Annotated in this window: 13 protein-coding genes and 1 pseudogene; 9 read left to right on the top strand and 5 right to left on the bottom strand. The window is 67.5% G+C overall.

Annotation, left to right across the window (positions count from 1 at the left end; translation table 11 throughout):
* Window positions 1–18: 18 nt before the first annotated feature.
* Window positions 19–957: a phosphotransferase gene (locus tag OG470_RS31350; RefSeq protein WP_328418151.1), complete on the top strand. Its 939-nt coding sequence runs from the start codon at window positions 19–21 to the stop codon at window positions 955–957.
* A 20-nt stretch (window positions 958–977) separates the two neighbouring features.
* Here the strand turns inward: OG470_RS31350 and OG470_RS31345 are convergent, their stop codons facing one another.
* On the bottom strand, window positions 978–1,637 hold the full coding sequence (locus tag OG470_RS31345; RefSeq protein ID WP_442931221.1) for a DNA alkylation repair protein: 660 nt from the start codon (window positions 1,635–1,637) through the stop codon (window positions 978–980).
* A 190-nt stretch (window positions 1,638–1,827) separates the two neighbouring features.
* Window positions 1,828–2,436, bottom strand: coding sequence for a DJ-1/PfpI family protein (locus tag OG470_RS31340; protein ID WP_328418147.1), 609 nt, complete (start codon window positions 2,434–2,436; stop codon window positions 1,828–1,830).
* A gap of 197 nt (window positions 2,437–2,633) precedes the next feature.
* On the opposite strand from OG470_RS31340, the gene OG470_RS31335 reads away from it, so the two are divergent.
* From OG470_RS31335 to OG470_RS31315, 5 genes are all read left to right on the top strand, one after another.
* Window positions 2,634–4,469, top strand: coding sequence for a glycoside hydrolase family 15 protein (locus tag OG470_RS31335; protein ID WP_328418145.1), 1,836 nt, complete (start codon window positions 2,634–2,636; stop codon window positions 4,467–4,469).
* 186 nt (window positions 4,470–4,655) lie between these two features.
* Window positions 4,656–5,498 carry an enoyl-CoA hydratase/isomerase family protein gene (locus OG470_RS31330; RefSeq protein ID WP_328418143.1) on the top strand — a complete coding sequence of 281 codons (843 nt, stop codon included), beginning with the start codon at window positions 4,656–4,658 and terminating at the stop codon, window positions 5,496–5,498.
* Window positions 5,499–5,755: 257 nt separating this feature from the next.
* On the top strand, window positions 5,756–6,463 hold the full coding sequence (locus OG470_RS31325) for an alpha/beta hydrolase (protein ID WP_328418141.1): 708 nt from the start codon (window positions 5,756–5,758) through the stop codon (window positions 6,461–6,463).
* A 76-nt stretch (window positions 6,464–6,539) separates the two neighbouring features.
* Complete coding sequence (locus OG470_RS31320; RefSeq protein WP_328418139.1) at window positions 6,540–6,914, top strand: ArsR/SmtB family transcription factor; 375 nt, start codon at window positions 6,540–6,542, stop codon at window positions 6,912–6,914.
* Window positions 6,911–7,642, top strand: a complete 732-nt coding sequence (locus OG470_RS31315) for a cation diffusion facilitator family transporter (RefSeq protein WP_328418137.1) — start codon at window positions 6,911–6,913, stop codon at window positions 7,640–7,642. The genes OG470_RS31320 and OG470_RS31315 overlap by 4 nt, the downstream gene beginning before the upstream one ends.
* An 87-nt stretch (window positions 7,643–7,729) precedes the next feature.
* Here the strand turns inward: OG470_RS31315 and OG470_RS31310 are convergent, their stop codons facing one another.
* On the bottom strand, window positions 7,730–8,101 hold the full coding sequence (locus OG470_RS31310) for a winged helix-turn-helix transcriptional regulator (protein WP_328418135.1): 372 nt from the start codon (window positions 8,099–8,101) through the stop codon (window positions 7,730–7,732).
* A 60-nt stretch (window positions 8,102–8,161) separates the two neighbouring features.
* On the opposite strand from OG470_RS31310, the gene OG470_RS31305 reads away from it, so the two are divergent.
* A complete protein-coding gene (locus OG470_RS31305; protein ID WP_328418133.1) occupies window positions 8,162–8,851 on the top strand; it encodes an NAD(P)-dependent oxidoreductase in 690 nt (229 codons plus the stop codon).
* A 337-nt stretch (window positions 8,852–9,188) separates the two neighbouring features.
* Here OG470_RS31305 and rph read toward each other — a convergent pair whose 3' ends face one another.
* Entirely contained in the window at window positions 9,189–11,786 is a 2,598-nt protein-coding gene (gene rph / locus OG470_RS31300) for a rifamycin-inactivating phosphotransferase (protein ID WP_328418131.1), read from the bottom strand.
* Between the two features lie 385 nt (window positions 11,787–12,171).
* Between rph and OG470_RS31295 the strand changes: the two genes are divergently transcribed.
* The gene (locus OG470_RS31295) at window positions 12,172–12,702 is read left to right on the top strand and encodes an alpha/beta fold hydrolase (RefSeq protein ID WP_442931005.1); all 531 of its coding nucleotides are present in this window, start codon (window positions 12,172–12,174) and stop codon (window positions 12,700–12,702) included.
* 150 nt (window positions 12,703–12,852) lie between these two features.
* Window positions 12,853–14,295, top strand: a complete 1,443-nt coding sequence (locus OG470_RS31290; RefSeq protein ID WP_328418129.1) for a hypothetical protein — start codon at window positions 12,853–12,855, stop codon at window positions 14,293–14,295.
* A 645-nt stretch (window positions 14,296–14,940) separates the two neighbouring features.
* Here OG470_RS31290 and OG470_RS31285 read toward each other — a convergent pair.
* Window positions 14,941–15,882 (bottom strand): annotated as a pseudogene (locus OG470_RS31285) (helix-turn-helix transcriptional regulator); the annotation flags it as partial.
* Window positions 15,883–15,957: the final 75 nt, after the last annotated feature.

Here is a 15,957-nt window from a genome sequence, read left to right as displayed (position 1 = left end):
GGTAGAGAATGCGACCTTATGGATTACCCGACCAATGACGAAGTGGTCCGGCTCCTGCACCGCTGGACGGGCGAGGCGGACCCCCGACTGCTGGGTCGGGGGATGGAAGGGCTTGTCTACGAGATCGACCAGGAGCGGGTCGCCAAGGTCTGGTTCGGCCAGTCGGAGGTGTCGCTGCAGCGCACCCGGGTGTTCTACGACGCGTTGGCCGGGAAGCCCTTCGAGTTCGCGGTCCCGCGGATCCACGAGGTCCATGTGATCGAGGACCGCTGCGTCACGACCGAGCAGCGGCTGGCCGGCACGACCATGACCGACCAACTGGAGGCCGGTCGCATCAGCGTTGACGAGGCCAGGTCGGCGTTCGTCGACGTGCTGGCTCAGTTGGCGGGAAGTGGGCCCCTGCCCGAGGGGCGAGCGCTGTCGGTCATGGATGAGGACGTGTCGCTCTACGACGCGGAGGACGATTTCCCGGATGCGCTCCACGCATTGGTGAAGCGTCGCGTCGCCCGATTCCGGCCGGTGCTCGACCCGGTTGTCGAGGACCTCGACAAGAAGCTCACCGCGCTGCAGGACCGCCTGCGTGATGTCGACAGCGGACGGCGGTCCGTCGTCCATGGCGACATGATCCTGGGCAACATCCTGGTGAACGACGCCGGTGGTCCTACTGCGGTTCTTGACTGGGGTTTCCTCACGACCGAGGGCGACCCGGTGTTCGACGCCTCCGTGGCAGCCTCGATTTTCGACATGTACGGGGAGCACGCCCTGGACACCGAGCTCGGTCTCTACGCGCACATCGAGAAGCGCCTGGGCTATGAGCGGGAGGCGCTCCTGGTCTACCGTGCGGCATACTCCCTGATCACGGCGAACGCCTACGACGCCCAGGGCAGGGACGGCCACTTCGCCTGGTGTGTCGCGGCCCTGAACCGGCCCGACGTCGTACGAGCGCTCGTGGGCTGAACGAAGCCGGTTCGGATCTTCTACCTACCGTGCTGTCGGCGCACCATCTCGCTGATCCAGATGGGCGCGAACGGAGAGGTGCAGCCCGGGGAAGTCGGGTAGTCCTTGAGCACCTCCAAGCGCTCACCGATGTCGATTGCACGGGCGCGGTGCTCGGCGTGCTCGATTCCGATCTGAGCCAGGCAGTGGTTCATCGCCCACTGCAGGCGATCCGGGGCGTCTTTCATCTCCGTCTCGACGATGTCGAGCAGTCCTGGGAGGTCGAGGATCTCGGGCTTATTCGTCACGCGTTCGGTGGTCAGCGCCCAGCCGGCACTCGCGACCACTGGATCCGGATCGGCGGACCAGGCCAGGCGCAGCTCTTCGGAGTGCGGGTTCTTCTTCACCACGTAGTTCACGAGCCAGTCGTGCACCTTGGGTGTGCGCGCCTCGCGCAACATGACGTCCAACTCGTCACGCTCGAACGCCTTCGGGCGGCAGATCAAGATCGCTAGCAGTCTTGCCGCGGTGTCACCCGTCTGCCAGAGCTGGCACGCGAGTTCCTGCTGCGTCTTCAGCCGCTTCGCGAGCGCGCGCAGCTTGCCGAGGTGCACACCGTGATCGTCACCGTGTTTCTCGTTCACCTCGCGAGTCTTCGGGTCCTCGAGCTCGGCCAGCTCGGCCATCACCTCGGCCACCATCGTCTCGGTCAGCGCCGTCTCGGCCACCTCAGCCTCCTGCCCATCGCGTGCGAGATGCAGCCTACGACGGAAGTCGGCCACCTGTCGTACATGCCGACTCGACGGCAGCCACCGACACGAAATCCCTCCAATGCGCTCAGGAGTCGCCGCTATGACTGCAGGCGGGCCCGGGAAGGCTCATCGCGGGGCGTCAGCGCAGCGCAACCTCGCCTGCGTGGATGGCGCGTACGGCGCGCTCGACAGTCTCCTGATTTTCGCCGACCGGAGCCACGTAATCGAGGACGTCGCGCGCGGCGTCTTCCCCGAGCATTCGGCTGATCACCCAGGTGGCGAGATACTGGGACGCCAGGCAACCGCCCGCCGTAGCGACGTTTCCCTCGGCGTGGAACGGCGCGTCCAGCACGGTGACGTCGCAGGCTTCGACATAGGGCCGGCTCGTCCTGTCCGTGCAAGCCGGCATGCCGGCCAGCAACCCGAGCCGGGCGAGCACGAGCGCGCCGGAGCACTGCGCACCGATTAGCTGTCGCGAGGGATCGAGCAGCAGCCTGGAGAGCAGCTGGTCGTCGGCGACCACGTCTCGCGCCTTCACCCCGCTACCGATCAGCACGACGTCGGCTTCGGTCACGAACTCCATCGGGCGCTGTCCGGTCACCTCGACGCCGTTCATCGACGTGACCACCGGCGTCGGCGTCGTAATGAAGGCCTCCAAGCCGCCCTTACGGCACCGGTTGATCAGCGCGGAAGCGATGAAGCTGTCGAGCTCGTTGAACCCGTCGAAGGTCACCACGGCTACCTGCATCACAACTCCCTCAAGTACGGCATCAGATCTGCAATCTCCCTGGCGGGCCTCTACAGGTCGAGAGCCAATCAGCGGCTGGCGGCATGCCAACCGCGCCCAATGGCTGTTTGAAGATCATCAGGCACGGTGGTGCGTTATAGGTGGTTCGTCCGGTACAAGGTAGTCTGGTAACGCTGAGATAATTTGGGGAGGCATGGGTGGATTCGTACCCTGCGTTGGAATCCCATGGCTTGATCGGTGATCTGCAGACCGCGGCGCTGGTGGCGAAGGACGGGACGCTGGACTGGTTCTGTGCCCCTCGGTTCGACTCGCCGAGCGTGTTCGGCGGCCTGCTCGATCGGCACAAGGGTGGGTACTTCCAGGTGTCGCCAGAGGGCGTCGACTACGTAAGTAAGCAGCTGTACCTGCCCGGCACGCCGATCCTGATCACCCGCTTCCTGAGCGCGGACGGTGTGGGTGAGCTCGTGGATTTCATGCCCGTCGCGGGGGATCAGCCCACCGACCGCCATCGCCTGGTGCGGGTGCTGCGGGTTGTCCGAGGTGTCATGCGGTTCCGGGTCGACTGCCAACCCCGCTTCAACTACGGGCGAGACCCGCACCAACTCGACGCGTACCCCGCCGGTCACGTTTTCCGCAGCTCTGCGCTCTCCCTCGCCGTGAGCCTCGTTCGATACCCCGAAACCCAGCCCGGCGAGCAGGGAGTCCAGCGCAAGGACGATGGCATATGGGCCATCGCCACGCTGCGCGAGGGCGAGGCCGGGGGTGCCGTTCTGGAAACAGGAGTGTCGGCTGACCTGCCACGCTTCTACACGCCGGGCGAGGTGCAGGAGTTGCTGGAGCAAACCCGCGACTTCTGGCGGCGTTGGCTGGGCCGTTCCCGTTACACCGGTCGTTGGCGGGAGATGGTCGAGCGGTCGGCGATGACGCTCAAGCTCATGACGTACGCGCCGACCGGCGCGCTCATCGCCGCCCCCACCGCCGGGCTGCCCGAGCAGGTCGGCGGCCAACGCAACTGGGACTACCGCTACACCTGGATCCGCGACGCGGCAATCTCCGTACACACCCTGCTCAAGCTGGGCTTCACCGAGGAGGCGTGGCAGTACATCCACTGGGTCGACGAACGGGTCCGGGAGGCCAGGGACCGGGAGGTGCCGCTGCAGATCATGTACCGCATCGACGGCTCACCCGATCTCTCCGAGGAGGTGCTCGACCACTTCGAGGGTTACCGCGGATCAGCGCCCGTGCGGATCGGCAATGCCGCCGCGAACCAGCTGCAACTCGACATCTACGGCGAGCTACTCAATGGCCTCCACGAAGCCGCCAGCCTTGGTCTGCAGACCTCTCACCAGTTGTGGCTGAACACCGTGCGACTGGTCGACTGGGTCTGCGAGCACTGGGACGAGCCCGAAGACGGGATCTGGGAAACCCGGGGCGGCCGCCAGGACTTCACCTACGGGCGGCTGATGTCCTGGGTCGCCCTCGACCGGGCTGTCCGCCTCGCGCACCGAAGCGGACGACCGGCCGACACCGCCCGGTGGGTGCAAAACCGAAACCAGATCTACCACCAGATCATGGCCCGCGGCTTCCACCCCGGACGCGGTGCCTTCGTGCAGCACTACGCGACCGACGTCCTGGACGCGTCGCTGCTCGCCATGCCCGGCGTCGGACTGGTCTCATCAATGGATCCGATGTGGCAGTCCACGCTGCGGGCGATGGACGCGGATCTCGTGTCCGACAGCCTGGTTTACCGATACGACCCGACCGCCTCGCCCGACGGCCTTCCCGGCCAGGAGAACACCTTCACCATGTGCACCTTCTGGTACGTCCGGGCCCTCGCCGAGTCCGGACGGCTCGACGACGCCACGCTGACCTTCGAAAAGATGCTCACCTACAGCAGCCCTCTCGGCCTCTACTCAGAGGAGATCGCACCCACCGGTGAGCAGACCGGCAACTTCCCGCAGGCGTTCAGCCACCTCTCGTTGATCGGCACCGCCGTGAGCCTCGACCACCTGCTCGACGCCCGCCGCCCCTGAGGAGTCGCGCGGTGCGCCCTGGGGATCTGGTGAAGCGCCACGGCCGAGCGGAGTCAGTCCGTACCATCGACAGCGACCATCGGGCGCCGATCCGTCGCGTGACGTGGGGCCCCGGCGCTGGTCGCCCCCGCGGATCTCACCGCCGCTGCCCGCGGCTTCGGTCGCGCGACGGAGAGGAGCAGGCGGATGAACACCTCGTTCGAGACCCTGCGTACCGAGCTGACCGGCGGCGTCCTGACGGTGACGCTGGACGCGCCGCCGATCAACATGATCGGCCCGGAGTTCGTGCGGGACCTGGTCACTCTGCTTGACCGCCTGACCAGAGCCACAGAGGTACGGGTAGTCGTCTTCGACACCGCCGACCCGGACTTTTTCATTTCTCACGTCGATCTGACCAAGGTCGCCGAGTACACGGCCGAGGCGGCCAAAGCGGGCGGGGGTCCGCAGGACGCCTTTCTCGGGATGGTGCTGCGCAAGCTGAGCGAGGTGCCGGTCGTCACGATCGCGAAGCTGCGCGGACGGGCTCGGGGAGCGGGCAGCGAGTTCGTGCTCGCCTGCGACATGTGCTTCGCGGCACGGGAGAACGCGCTGCTCGGCCAGCCCGAGTGCGGTTTCGGCGTGGCACCCGGGGCTGGTGGCGTACAACATTTGGCGCGCCGGCTCGGCCGAGGACGGGCCCTCGAGATGATCCTCGGCGCGCAGGACGCGGACGCCGACCTCGCGGAGCGGTATGGGTGGATCAACCGGGCGCTGCCGGACGCCGAGCTCGATGAGTTCGTGGCCACGCTGGCCCGGCGGATCGCGTCCTTTCCCCCGGCGGCGATTCAGGCCACGAAGCGGGCGATCAATGAGCTGACACTGCCACCGGCCGAGGCCGTACGCGCCGACGGCCGCCGGTTCCAGGAGTTGGTCGCCGCCCCGGAGGTGCAGGACCGGTCGAAGGAGTTGTTCGGCCGGGGCTTTCAGACCCGGGGGTCGCTGGAGCTTGATCTCGGCACACGGGTCGCTGATCTGCCGGCCGCCGGGTAAGCGCCGCCGCTGGATGGTGCGCAGCGGTTGGGCGCGACCGTGACGTCATCCAGGCATGGAGGCGGGAAAAGCAGGTAAGTACCCGCTGGGCCGAGTTTGGCCGATGCCACAACGGGCGCCTGCTTGGCCGGGGTCCGCCGTTTCGCCCCTCGCTGGGCCCGCCCAGATGCCAGTCAAAAGACTGAATCGGCGGTCATCGGGTCGCCCTACTGTCAACGTCGCGCCGGACGGCGTCGCTCAGCAACAGGAGGAACACAGTGAGTGCAGACTCGACGACGAAGAACGTCGTCCTCGTACACGGCGGCTTCGTGGATGGGTCCGGCTGGCAGGCCGTTTACGACGAGCTCACCAACGACGGCTACAACGTCAGCATTGTGCAGAACCCGACCACCTCGCTTGCGGGCGACGTGGCTGCCACCAACTGGACCCTCGATGAGCAGGACGGGCCTGTCATCCTCGTCGGCCACTCCTTCGGCGGCGTCGTCATCAGCGAGGCGGGAAACCACCCCAAGGTTGCTGCGTTGGTCTACATCGCGGCATTCGCCCCGGACAAGGGGGAATCCGTCAACACTCTGATCGCCAACCCGCCGCCCGGCGCCCCCGTGCCGCCGATCCTGCCTCCCAGGGACGGTCTCCTGATGCTCGACCGGGAGAAGTTCGCCGACTCGTTCGCTGGCGACCTCCCCGCGCAGCAGGCCGCCTTCATGGCTGCCTCGCAGGTGCCGTGGGGCGCGGACGCGCTGGCCGGTCAGGTGACCGAACCCGCCTGGCGCGGCAAGCCGAGCTGGTACCTGGTCGCCACCGAGGACAGGATGATCCCGCCACCCGCGCAGCGGGCAATGAGCGAGCGTGCCGGCTCCACGGTGGTGGAGGTCGCCGGAAGTCACGCGATCTACGTGTCCCAGCCCGGTGCGGTGGCATCGTTGATCAAGGACGCGGCCAGCGGATTGAACAGCGCTGCATAGTCCGCCACGTGCTTATGGCGGCCCGACCCCGAAGGGTCCACCACCCGGCATCGCCTGACTGGGCTATTATCGCGCTATGGCGATGATGGACGACGGGTGTGTGACTGCGGCAGTTGCGGGCGGGATGAGCCCTGCGGTAGCGCTGTTCCGGTCCCTGGCCGATGAGACGCGGCTGCGGATCGTGGCGCGGCTGGCCGCCGGGGAGGCCCGGGTCGTGGACCTGACCGGCGAGCTGGGCCTCGCCCAGTCCACTGTGTCCAAGCACCTCGCCTGCCTGCGTGACTGCGGCCTGGTCGACTACCGCGCCGAGGGCCGGCAGTCGTTCTACGCCCTCACGAGGCCCGAGCTGATGGACCTCCTGCAAGCCGCCGAAGGCGTGCTCGCCGCGACCGGCTCCGCCGTCGCGCTCTGCCCCACCTACGGCACCGACACCCCTGCGGTGACGAGGTGAGCGTCCCGCTCCGCACGGCACCAAGCCCACCTCGGCGCGCTCAGCTCAATCGGCGCAGCCTGCACCTGGCCTACGCCACAGCCGGCTACAACCTGCTCGAAGGCGTCTTCGCCGTCGCCGCTGGCGCGGCGGCGTCCTCGACGGCGCTGCTCGGCTTCGGCCTCGACTCCTTCGTCGAGGTCTCAAGCGCCTTGATCGTCATCTGGCAGTTCCGCTCCCGCGTCCCCGAAAACCGCGAGCGCCTGGCGTTGCGACTCATCGCCGTGTCGTTCTTCGCCCTGGCCGCCTGGGTCACCGTCGACGCGGCCCGCAGCCTGCTCGGCAGCGAGCGGGCCGAGACGTCGCCGATCGGGATCGGCATCGCCGCCGTCTCCGTCGTCGTCATGCCGCTGCTGGTCTGGGCCAAGCGGCGCACCGGGCGCGAGCTCGGCTCGGCCACCGTCGTCGCCGACTCCATGCAGACCATGCTCTGCACTTATCTGTCCGCGATCGTGCTCGTTGGTCTGCTGGCCAACGCCACCCTCGGCTGGTGGTGGGCCGATCCCATCGCGGCGCTGGTCATCGCCGCCGTCGCCGTCCGCGAAGGCGTAGAGGCGTGGCGCGGCGAGCAGTGCGACGACTGCGCCCTGCCCGCCGTTGGCGGCGAGACCGACGGCGCGGCGAGCTGCGGCTGCGGCCCTGGCTGCACTGATGCCTGCTGCGCCAACCAAGACCGCAGCCTCCGGTAGCCGCGGCGGTTGCGGAGCGGCGAACTACAGTTCTCGACTCATGGGAGTTTGCTCTCAGGACGTTCTAGCGTCCTCGCCTTTGACGAATCACGACAAGCGCGGGTCATACGACTTTCGGGCGGCCACCAGCTCGGACTTGTTTTCTCTGGTCCACGACCGCGCAGCTTCGATAAGAGTCAGCAGGCTCCGACCAAGCGGCGTCAGTGCGTATTCAACGCGCGGCGGGTTTTCATCGTAAGACGTACGGGTGACGGTGCCGTTCCGTTCCATGGCGCGCAGTGTCTCGGTCAGAACCTTCGGCGTGACCGTCCGCAACGGCACCCGGAGTTCACTGAACCGACGCGGCCCATGCTCAAGGCACAGCACCACCATCGCAGTCCATTTGTCACCGATCTGGAACGGCAGCACACTCGACGGGCACGCTGGATCGAACATGTCCGCGTCAAGCTTCAACGTCACCGCTCGAACCTACCCCAGTACCGTTGCAGTAACTGGCCACCAGCCGACTAGCGTCGCGCCATGACCAGCATCGCGATCTTCGGAGCCGGCGGCCGGGCGGGTCGCGCCGTAGCCGCCGAGGCGCACCGCCGCGGACATCACGTCACCTCGATAGTCCGGAACCCCAACAAACACCCCGACATCACCTCCGCGGTACGCGGTGACGTCACCAACCCGCAATCAGTCTCCGCGATCGTGCACGGCCACGACGCCGTGGTCCACGCGGTCAGCCCTGCATCCGGACCAGAGGCGCTCGCCACCCTCGACCTCGATCCGGGCTTCTTCGTCAAGGCCGCTGACGCTCTCCTCTACGGACTGTCCCAAGCCGGCGTACCCCGACTGATCGTGATCGGCCTGTTCGCCAACCTCAAGGATGCGGAAGGTCGGCTCCTGCTCGACGATCCCGCCGTACTCCCCGGCGAGTTCCGACCCTTCGCCCTTGCCCACACGGCCGGTCTGGACAGGCTCCAGGCAGCAGACACGATGGTCGACTGGCTCATGCTCACCCCACCCGCCGCATTGCACATGGACGCCCCACGCACCGGCCGCTACCAGGTCGGCGGGGAGCACGTCCCGGACCGGGAGGTCGCACATCTCTCGTACGCCGACTTGGCCGTAGCGACAATCGACGAGATCGAGGCGCCCCGCCACCATCGCACTCGCCTGTCCATTTTCAGTGACATCCGGCAGTCAGCCCACCGCGACGAATGACCGTCTTACTCACACCTCGAAATCTCTGGAGAAACGGTGTGTTGACTCACCAGGCCATGGTCACAGGCCGAACAGGTGCCGTGGCGCCTGATCGCGACTTGCCCACTGAGGTGCCGGTAACGCCGCCGCTGCCACATCTGGTGAACGAACGACATCGAACGTGACGCCGCCCGCCGCCAGGCTGATCGCCAGCGCCGCCAGGGACCGCGGCGCCTGCTGAGCCAGCCCGACCACCCGGCGGCGGGCGCGCCTACTGGACGGCGCTGTAGTTCGGTGGACCCTGCTTAGCGTTGCTTCGGGCCGGACGCTATGAACAGCCTTCTCGGTCGGTGGCCCGTCAAGGCAGGATCTCGATGTACCCGTCGGTTCCGTGCACGCGAATCCGCTGCCCATCCAGGATCAGCTTCGTCGCATGCTCCACACCGACGACGGCGGGCAAGCCGTACTCCCGGGCGACGACCGCGCCGTGGGTCATGAGGCCGCCCACCTCCGTCACCAACCCCTCAATCCCGACGAACAGGGGTGACCAGCTCGGGTCGGTGTGGGCGGTGACCAGGATGTCGCCTGGTTCGAGATCGGCCTCGGCCATGTCCAGGATGACGCGGGCTCGGCCCTCGGCGATCCCGCCGGAAACCGGGAGGCCGACCAGCGCGCCGGTCGGCACGTCGTCGCGTCGGTACGCCCCGGTGATGCCCTCACCTTCCGACGTGAGCACCCGGGGCGGTGTGAGCGCTTGATACGACCTGAACGCGTCCTTGCGGCGGTGGATGAGCTGATCGTCGGCCTGGTTCGTGCGCACGACGTCGTGAAGCTCCTGGAACGTGAGGTAGAAGATGTCTTCCTTCTCGCGAAGCACGTCGGCCTGTACGAGGCGCTCGGCCTCTTCCAACAGGGCCTGCTTGTAGACGTAGTAGCGGCTGACAATGGCGTACTTCGGGTACTCCCGGTAGCCGATGAAGGTCCGGACTCGGTCGATCATCCGCTTGGTCTCTTCGGCTTTCCGCTCCCCGTCCGGCAGGGCCCGCAAGTGCTCCAGGACGTCCTGTTCCTTCTTCTGCGCCTCCTGTCGCCCTTGCTCGAAGCGTCGCTTGCGAGCGCCCGGCTCGAAGTTCCTGATGTTGTCGAGGATGACGGGCACGAGCGTGGTGGGGCGTTCGCTCCAGCGTGGCCTCGTGATGTCGATCTCGCCGGCGCAGCGCATGCCGTACCGGTCGAGGTAGGCCTCGATGGCGTCGCGCGCTTCCTGGCCGCCAGGGAGCTTGGCCAGCTCGTCCAGGAAGCCCTCGTCCTCGACCTCCTGCAGGAAGGCCACCACCTCCGGGTACGGGCGGATGACGTCAGCGACGTCCAGGAGCTCCAGTCCCATCTCCGACGTGACGTTGCCGGGGGCGGACAGCGTGAGGGTGTCGGCCGCGTTCTTCTCGCCCAGCCACTCCTGCAGCTGGTCGTTGAGCCACCAGGTGGACTCCATCCCCGCCATGATCGCCTGCATGCTCAATGGATCACCGAGGACTCGCTTGTGCTCCTGGAAGGCCTCCAGCAGGAAGTCGAACAGTGCCGGTCCGGTCTTCGTCCGGATGTCGCGCCGCAGGGCGGCGATGGATGCCTGGCTGCGCTCGATCAGCTCGGTGACGATGGCCGGATCGGTCTCGATGGGGGCGGGCGAGCCGCCAGCGGGCGGCCCTGCTGGACCCTGATCGGGGAGCGTCGGGACGAAGTCGCCGCGGTCGAGGACTGTTTCCAGCGCGTCCCTGATCAGCGGATCACCCCTCCCCACCGCTTCCAGCAGGCCGGCGCGGCTCGCGGGCGAGGCCAGGGCCCGGGTGGCGTCGACGAACAGCCTCCCGCCGGCGCCGTGCATCGGCGCCATGGCCGTCAGCTGCCACATGGAGAGCCCCAGGGGTTTCATGGGGTCGGTCATCATCTGCTGATGACCGACGGAGACGTAGACGTGGTTCTCTCCGTCGCCGGTCTCGGGAACGGGGAACAGCGTGGTGATTGGCCGGCTCTGGACGAGCTGGAAGTCATCGTCGACCAGGCACCATTCGATGTCCTGCGGGTGGTCGAAGTGTGCTTCGATCCGCCGCCCGAGCTGCACGAGCCGTACGACCTGTGCATCCGTCAGCGCCGGCTGCTCCTGCTGTTCCGAGCTGATCGCCTGTTCCTGCGTCCCGCCGGTCGGCAGGGCGTGGATGGCAAGCCGCTTGGTGGCGATCGCCTTGTCGATGATCTCACCGTTGCGGACCTTGTAGGCGTCCGCGTTCACCAGCCCGGAGACCAGGGCCTCGCCGAGGCCGAAGCTGGCCTCCACGGTGGCGACCTTCCGGTTGCCCGTGACGGGGTCGGCCGTGAAGAGGACGCCGGCAACCTGCGGGAAGACCATCTGCTGCACGACAACGGCCATGTGGACCGAGCGGTGGTCGATGCCGTTCCGCTGACGGTAGGTCACCGCCCGCTCGGTGAAGAGCGAGGCCCAGCACCGGCTGACGTGCTGGAGGATCGCCGCCGGCCCCATGACGTTCAGGTACGTGTCCTGCTGGCCGGCGAAGGAGGCCGTCGGCAAGTCCTCCGCCGTCGCGCTGGATCGGACGGCGTAGGCAGTTCGCTCACCGAGCTGGGTGAGGGCCCGGGTGATTGCCGCCGCCACATCGTCGGGGAGGACGATCCCTTCGATGGTCCGACGGATCTCCGCGCTGAGCGTGCGGATCGTCTCCCGGTCGCCCGGGTTCAGGCGCGACAATTGGTCGAGCCGATCGTCGATCGACGGCCCTTCGGCCATGATCCGCCGGAAGGCGTCCGTCGTCACGCAAAAGCCGGCTGGCACGCGGATGCCCTCGATCCGCGACAACGCCCCCAGGTGCGCGCCCTTGCCGCCAACGATCGCGACCTGCGCCTCGTCGACCTCTTGGAGACCCAACACGTACTGCTCGATCATCGCGATACCTCCGAGGCAGCCGTCGTCCGCTGCACTCGACTGACCCCCAATGCCACCAGTGGCTCGACGTCACCGCGCCCCCCGTAGGTCGACAACAACACACGCACGTCGTGCCCCATTTCTTCGTCCGTTCCTGGCTCCGGCCGACGATTCTGCGGCAAGACCCGGGTCTTGCGGCAAGCCCCCCGGTGCGATATACGTTAAAGTGGGATCGCTTCCCTTTGTTGTTATCCGCTGCAGACTGAAACCGTTCTCGCGAAGCGTTGGCGTGGCGAGCTAGCCAACTCCGCGAGGCCGTCGCTGCTCTTCCCGCAGGCGGTGCCCAAGGAGGATCGTCATGGCGGTGACCCCGCAGATCTTGTTCATTTAGGGTGGCGGCGCCGACGTGCACGACGAATGGGACAACGAGCTGTTCGACAGCTTGAGGCGGGAGCTCGGGGACGGGTACGAGGTTCGCTACCCGCGCATGCCCGACGAGGGCGACCCCAGCTTCGCCAAGTGGAGCGCGGCCATCCGGCGGGAGATCGCGGCCCTGGACGACGGGGCGGTCGTCGCCGGCCATTCAGTGGGCGGGACGATCCTCATCAACGCGCTCGCCGAGCGGCCACCGGAGCGGGAGCTCAAGGCGATCGTGCTGATCGCCGCGCCGTTCGTCGGTGCGGGTGGCTGGCCCGGCGACGAGTTCGAGCCGCCGCACAACCTCGGCGCGAGGCTGCCGCAAGGCGTGCCGGTGCATGTGTTCCATGGACTCCAGGACGAAACTGCTCCACCGTCGCATGCCGACCTCTACACCCGCGTCATCCCGCAGGCACAGCTGCACCTGCTGGCCGGGCGCGATCACCAGCTGGGCAGTGACCTGAGCGAGGTGGCGAGGGTGATCAAGCTTGACGACCTCCGACCCGTCGCCCAGGAATAGCGAAGAGTCCAGCGGCCGATAAGCGGGCTTCGGTGCGACCTGCCTGGGCGTAAGGTGCGGCCGGTGATCGGGGATGCCTGGTTGGATCGGTGTTCGTCGCCGTCGCCGTTGCTGCGTGGTCTGGCGAGGAACCCAGCAGCACCGAGTAGCGTGCTGCTCCGACTGGTAGAGACATGGCCGGAGCAGGTGTGCGAGGGGCTACGCCGTCGCCGCGAGCTGCCACCGCCGGTGCGGGACGCGATGCTGCGCCATCCCTCGCCCAGGATCCGCGGAGCGCTGGCCGCCTACCCGGACGTCGACCCTCTGGTGCGTGCCAAGCTGCTGGCTGACCCGGCGTGGCGGGTGAGAGTACGCGCGTTTGGCCGACCCGGACAGGAGCCGCTGCCCGACGACGTGCTGGTCAGGTTGTTGACCGAGCTCGACGGCCGACCCTCCGACATACCGTTCACGCGGGAGGAGTTGATCGGCGAGTTGCTCGACGCAATGGGGTATGACCGGCGTCTGTTCCGGCTGGCCGCCGCACACCCCCGGCCGGGTGTGCGCCGGTTCGCGGCCGGTTCCCTGTACTGGCTGGACGAGCGGTCGCGCCAGGCGTTGCTGGACGATGAGGCGCCCGAGGTGCGGGCGGCGGCCGAGGCATCCGTCGCGCACCGGCAGCAGGTGATGGAGCCTGCGGATCTGCCGGATCAGCACTGTCACACGTTCTGGTACGTGCTGCAGCGTCCCCTCTCCCGAGCGCTGGTCGATCACGTGCTCGCCAGCGGCGACACGGCTGCGCTGCGAGTGATGGGTGAGAACCCGACGGTCCCGCCGGACGTGGTCGAGACGCTGCTATGCCACCCTGACCCGTCGGTGCGGCAGGGAGTCACCGGTCGCGTCGACCTGACCGGCGACCAACTCGTCAGGCTCGCCAATGATCCGGTGGTCGAGGTCCGCACTGCGGTCTCCACCCATCCTGGCCTCACCGAGCTACAGCGGGCCGACATCGACATCGACGTGACCACTGTGCGGGACGACGGACACTTCGGCTCCGCGGACGTCCGCTGCCGTTCGATCCCGTATCCCGACGATGCCTCGCCGCAGCTCACTGAGGCGCTGTGCTGGGCCCGTTCGGTTAATCCGCTGCTGCGCCGCCGAGCGGCCCGCAACGCCGAGTTGCCGGTGGAAACGGTCACCATCCTCGCCGACGACTCTGACCTGGGCGTACGGGTCCTGCTCGCCCAGCACCACCCGGCCGCGCCGCCAGCGCTGCTGCTGCGCTGCTTCCTGGAGTACCACTGCTGCGGCCGCGACCGCCTCAGCGAGCTATCGCAGTTTCCCACCGAAGGACTGGCCCGCTTCGCCGACGACCCCGACCCGGCAGTACGGCGGCTCGTTGCCCTCGACCCGCACGCCAATCCCGAACTCGTCGACCGGCTCAGCACCGACCCGGACGCCACCGTGCGGCAGGCGATGGCAACCAGCCCTCGCCTCTCGGCACCGCGGATCGCCGCACTCCTCAACGATCCTGAACTGGCCGAGGCCGCCGCGGCCAACCCGGCCCTGACAGTCGAACAAATGCTGCACATCCTGGACGGGACCACCGCGAGCTAACACCAGACGACCGAGATGTCGGCTAGCCCGGCGTCGAACACACAGGCGCGGCGTCCTTCAGTCGCCGGATAACCCAGCGAAGTGGATTTGCTCGGGACGTCCGTCGACGTAACTGACGATGTAGATGCCGTGCCATCGTTCGCGTACCGAGTATGGGGCGTCGCTCTTCATCCACTCCATGACCTGGTCCGGCGCGGGCGTCAGGGTCCCGAAGAACCCTTGCATCTGCTCGTCGGTCAACGGAGAGACGGTGAACAGCGCCGGCTCGGCCGACACGCCGTTGGCCATATCGATGATGGAGTGCGTCCCGGAGTCAGGCTGCGCTGCGAGCAACGTGTCCGGGTCAATCGGCGTGGGTCGCTGCTGGGCGGCGCGCCACTCGTCGAGGAGGAACTCGTTGATCCCGCTCTCGTCGTCCGCGGGATTGAGCGTGGCACGAAACTCGTCTGCGGTCAGGGCAAGGAGTGGGTTCGGCTCCTCGCTGTAGTAGGCACCTCGGGCGTACACGTCCTGACGCAACTGTTCAAGCGCGGCCGCGACGTCCGGCTGGTAGGTGACGCTGTACGACCATCCTGATGCGCCCACGTTCTCCCCAGTTGACCTTGCCGCACGCTTGGCCTGCACATCGTGCCCAATAGGGATGGTGGCGTCGATGAGTCGGGTGGCGAGGTGTCGGACGTGTGCGATCAGTTCGGGTGGTTCGTGGATCTGGAAGGGAAAGCCGGACAGCGCGACGTAGATGGCGATTTCGTCGAGGGAGTTGGATCCGGTGTGCAGTTGGCAGGTGTGCGGGTCGATTGCTTCGATGACGCCGACAGTGGGTGGGAACCGTTCGGCGGCGGTCTCGGCTGGCGCGTACAGGGTGATCAGGGCCTGGTAACGGTATGGGGCGGTGGATACGCCGCGGGTGAGATAGCCGGCGAGGTCGACGTCGGGCGCTTGTCGCGGGGTGAATCGCGGGCCTGTCGGGATGCGGGGACGGATCCGGTCGACGCGGTACGTGCGCCAGTCGCGCCGGTCGGTGTCCCAGCCGATCAGGTACCAGCGTCGGCCGGTGTGGACCAGTCGGTGCGGTTCGATGTCGCGTACCGAGCTCGTGCCGTCGTGGCGTTGGTAGTCGAAGCGGAGCCGGTGGTGCTCGCGGCAGGCGGCGGCGACGGCGGTGAGTACGGCTGGGTCCACGGTCGGTCCGCTGGCCGGGACCGTGACGGTGACCGAGTGCAGCAGGTTGACGCGGTGTCGTACGCGCGAGGGCAGGACCTGTTCGAGTTTGGCGAGTGCGCGCAGTGAGCTGTCCTCGATACCGGTCACCGTGCCGCTTGCGGCGGTGCGCAGCCCGATGGCGACGGCGACGGCCTCGTCGTCGTCGAGCAGCAGCGGCGGAAGCTTCGTCCCGGCGCCGAGCCGGTAGCCGGCCGCGCCAGCGATGGCGTGCACTGGATAGCCCAGATCACGCAGTTTCTGGATGTCACGCCGCACGGTCCGTACGTCGACCTCCAAGCGCTGCGCAAGGTCTGCGCCGGTCCAGTCGCGCGGGGTTTGCAGCAGTCCGAGAAGCCGCAGCAGTCGCGCGGAGGTTTCCAACATGCTCAGAAGTTTGTCATGCGCCTAGGGCGGAACCTGTCCTAGCTGGTCCGTAGCGTGGTAGTCATGAGCGAAGAG

The sequence above is a fragment of the Micromonospora sp. NBC_00389 genome (assembly GCF_036059255.1).
GTDB lineage: Bacteria > Actinomycetota > Actinomycetes > Mycobacteriales > Micromonosporaceae > Micromonospora.
Note: the sequence above shows the minus strand (reverse complement) of the source record. Positions and strands in the feature narration are given on the sequence as shown.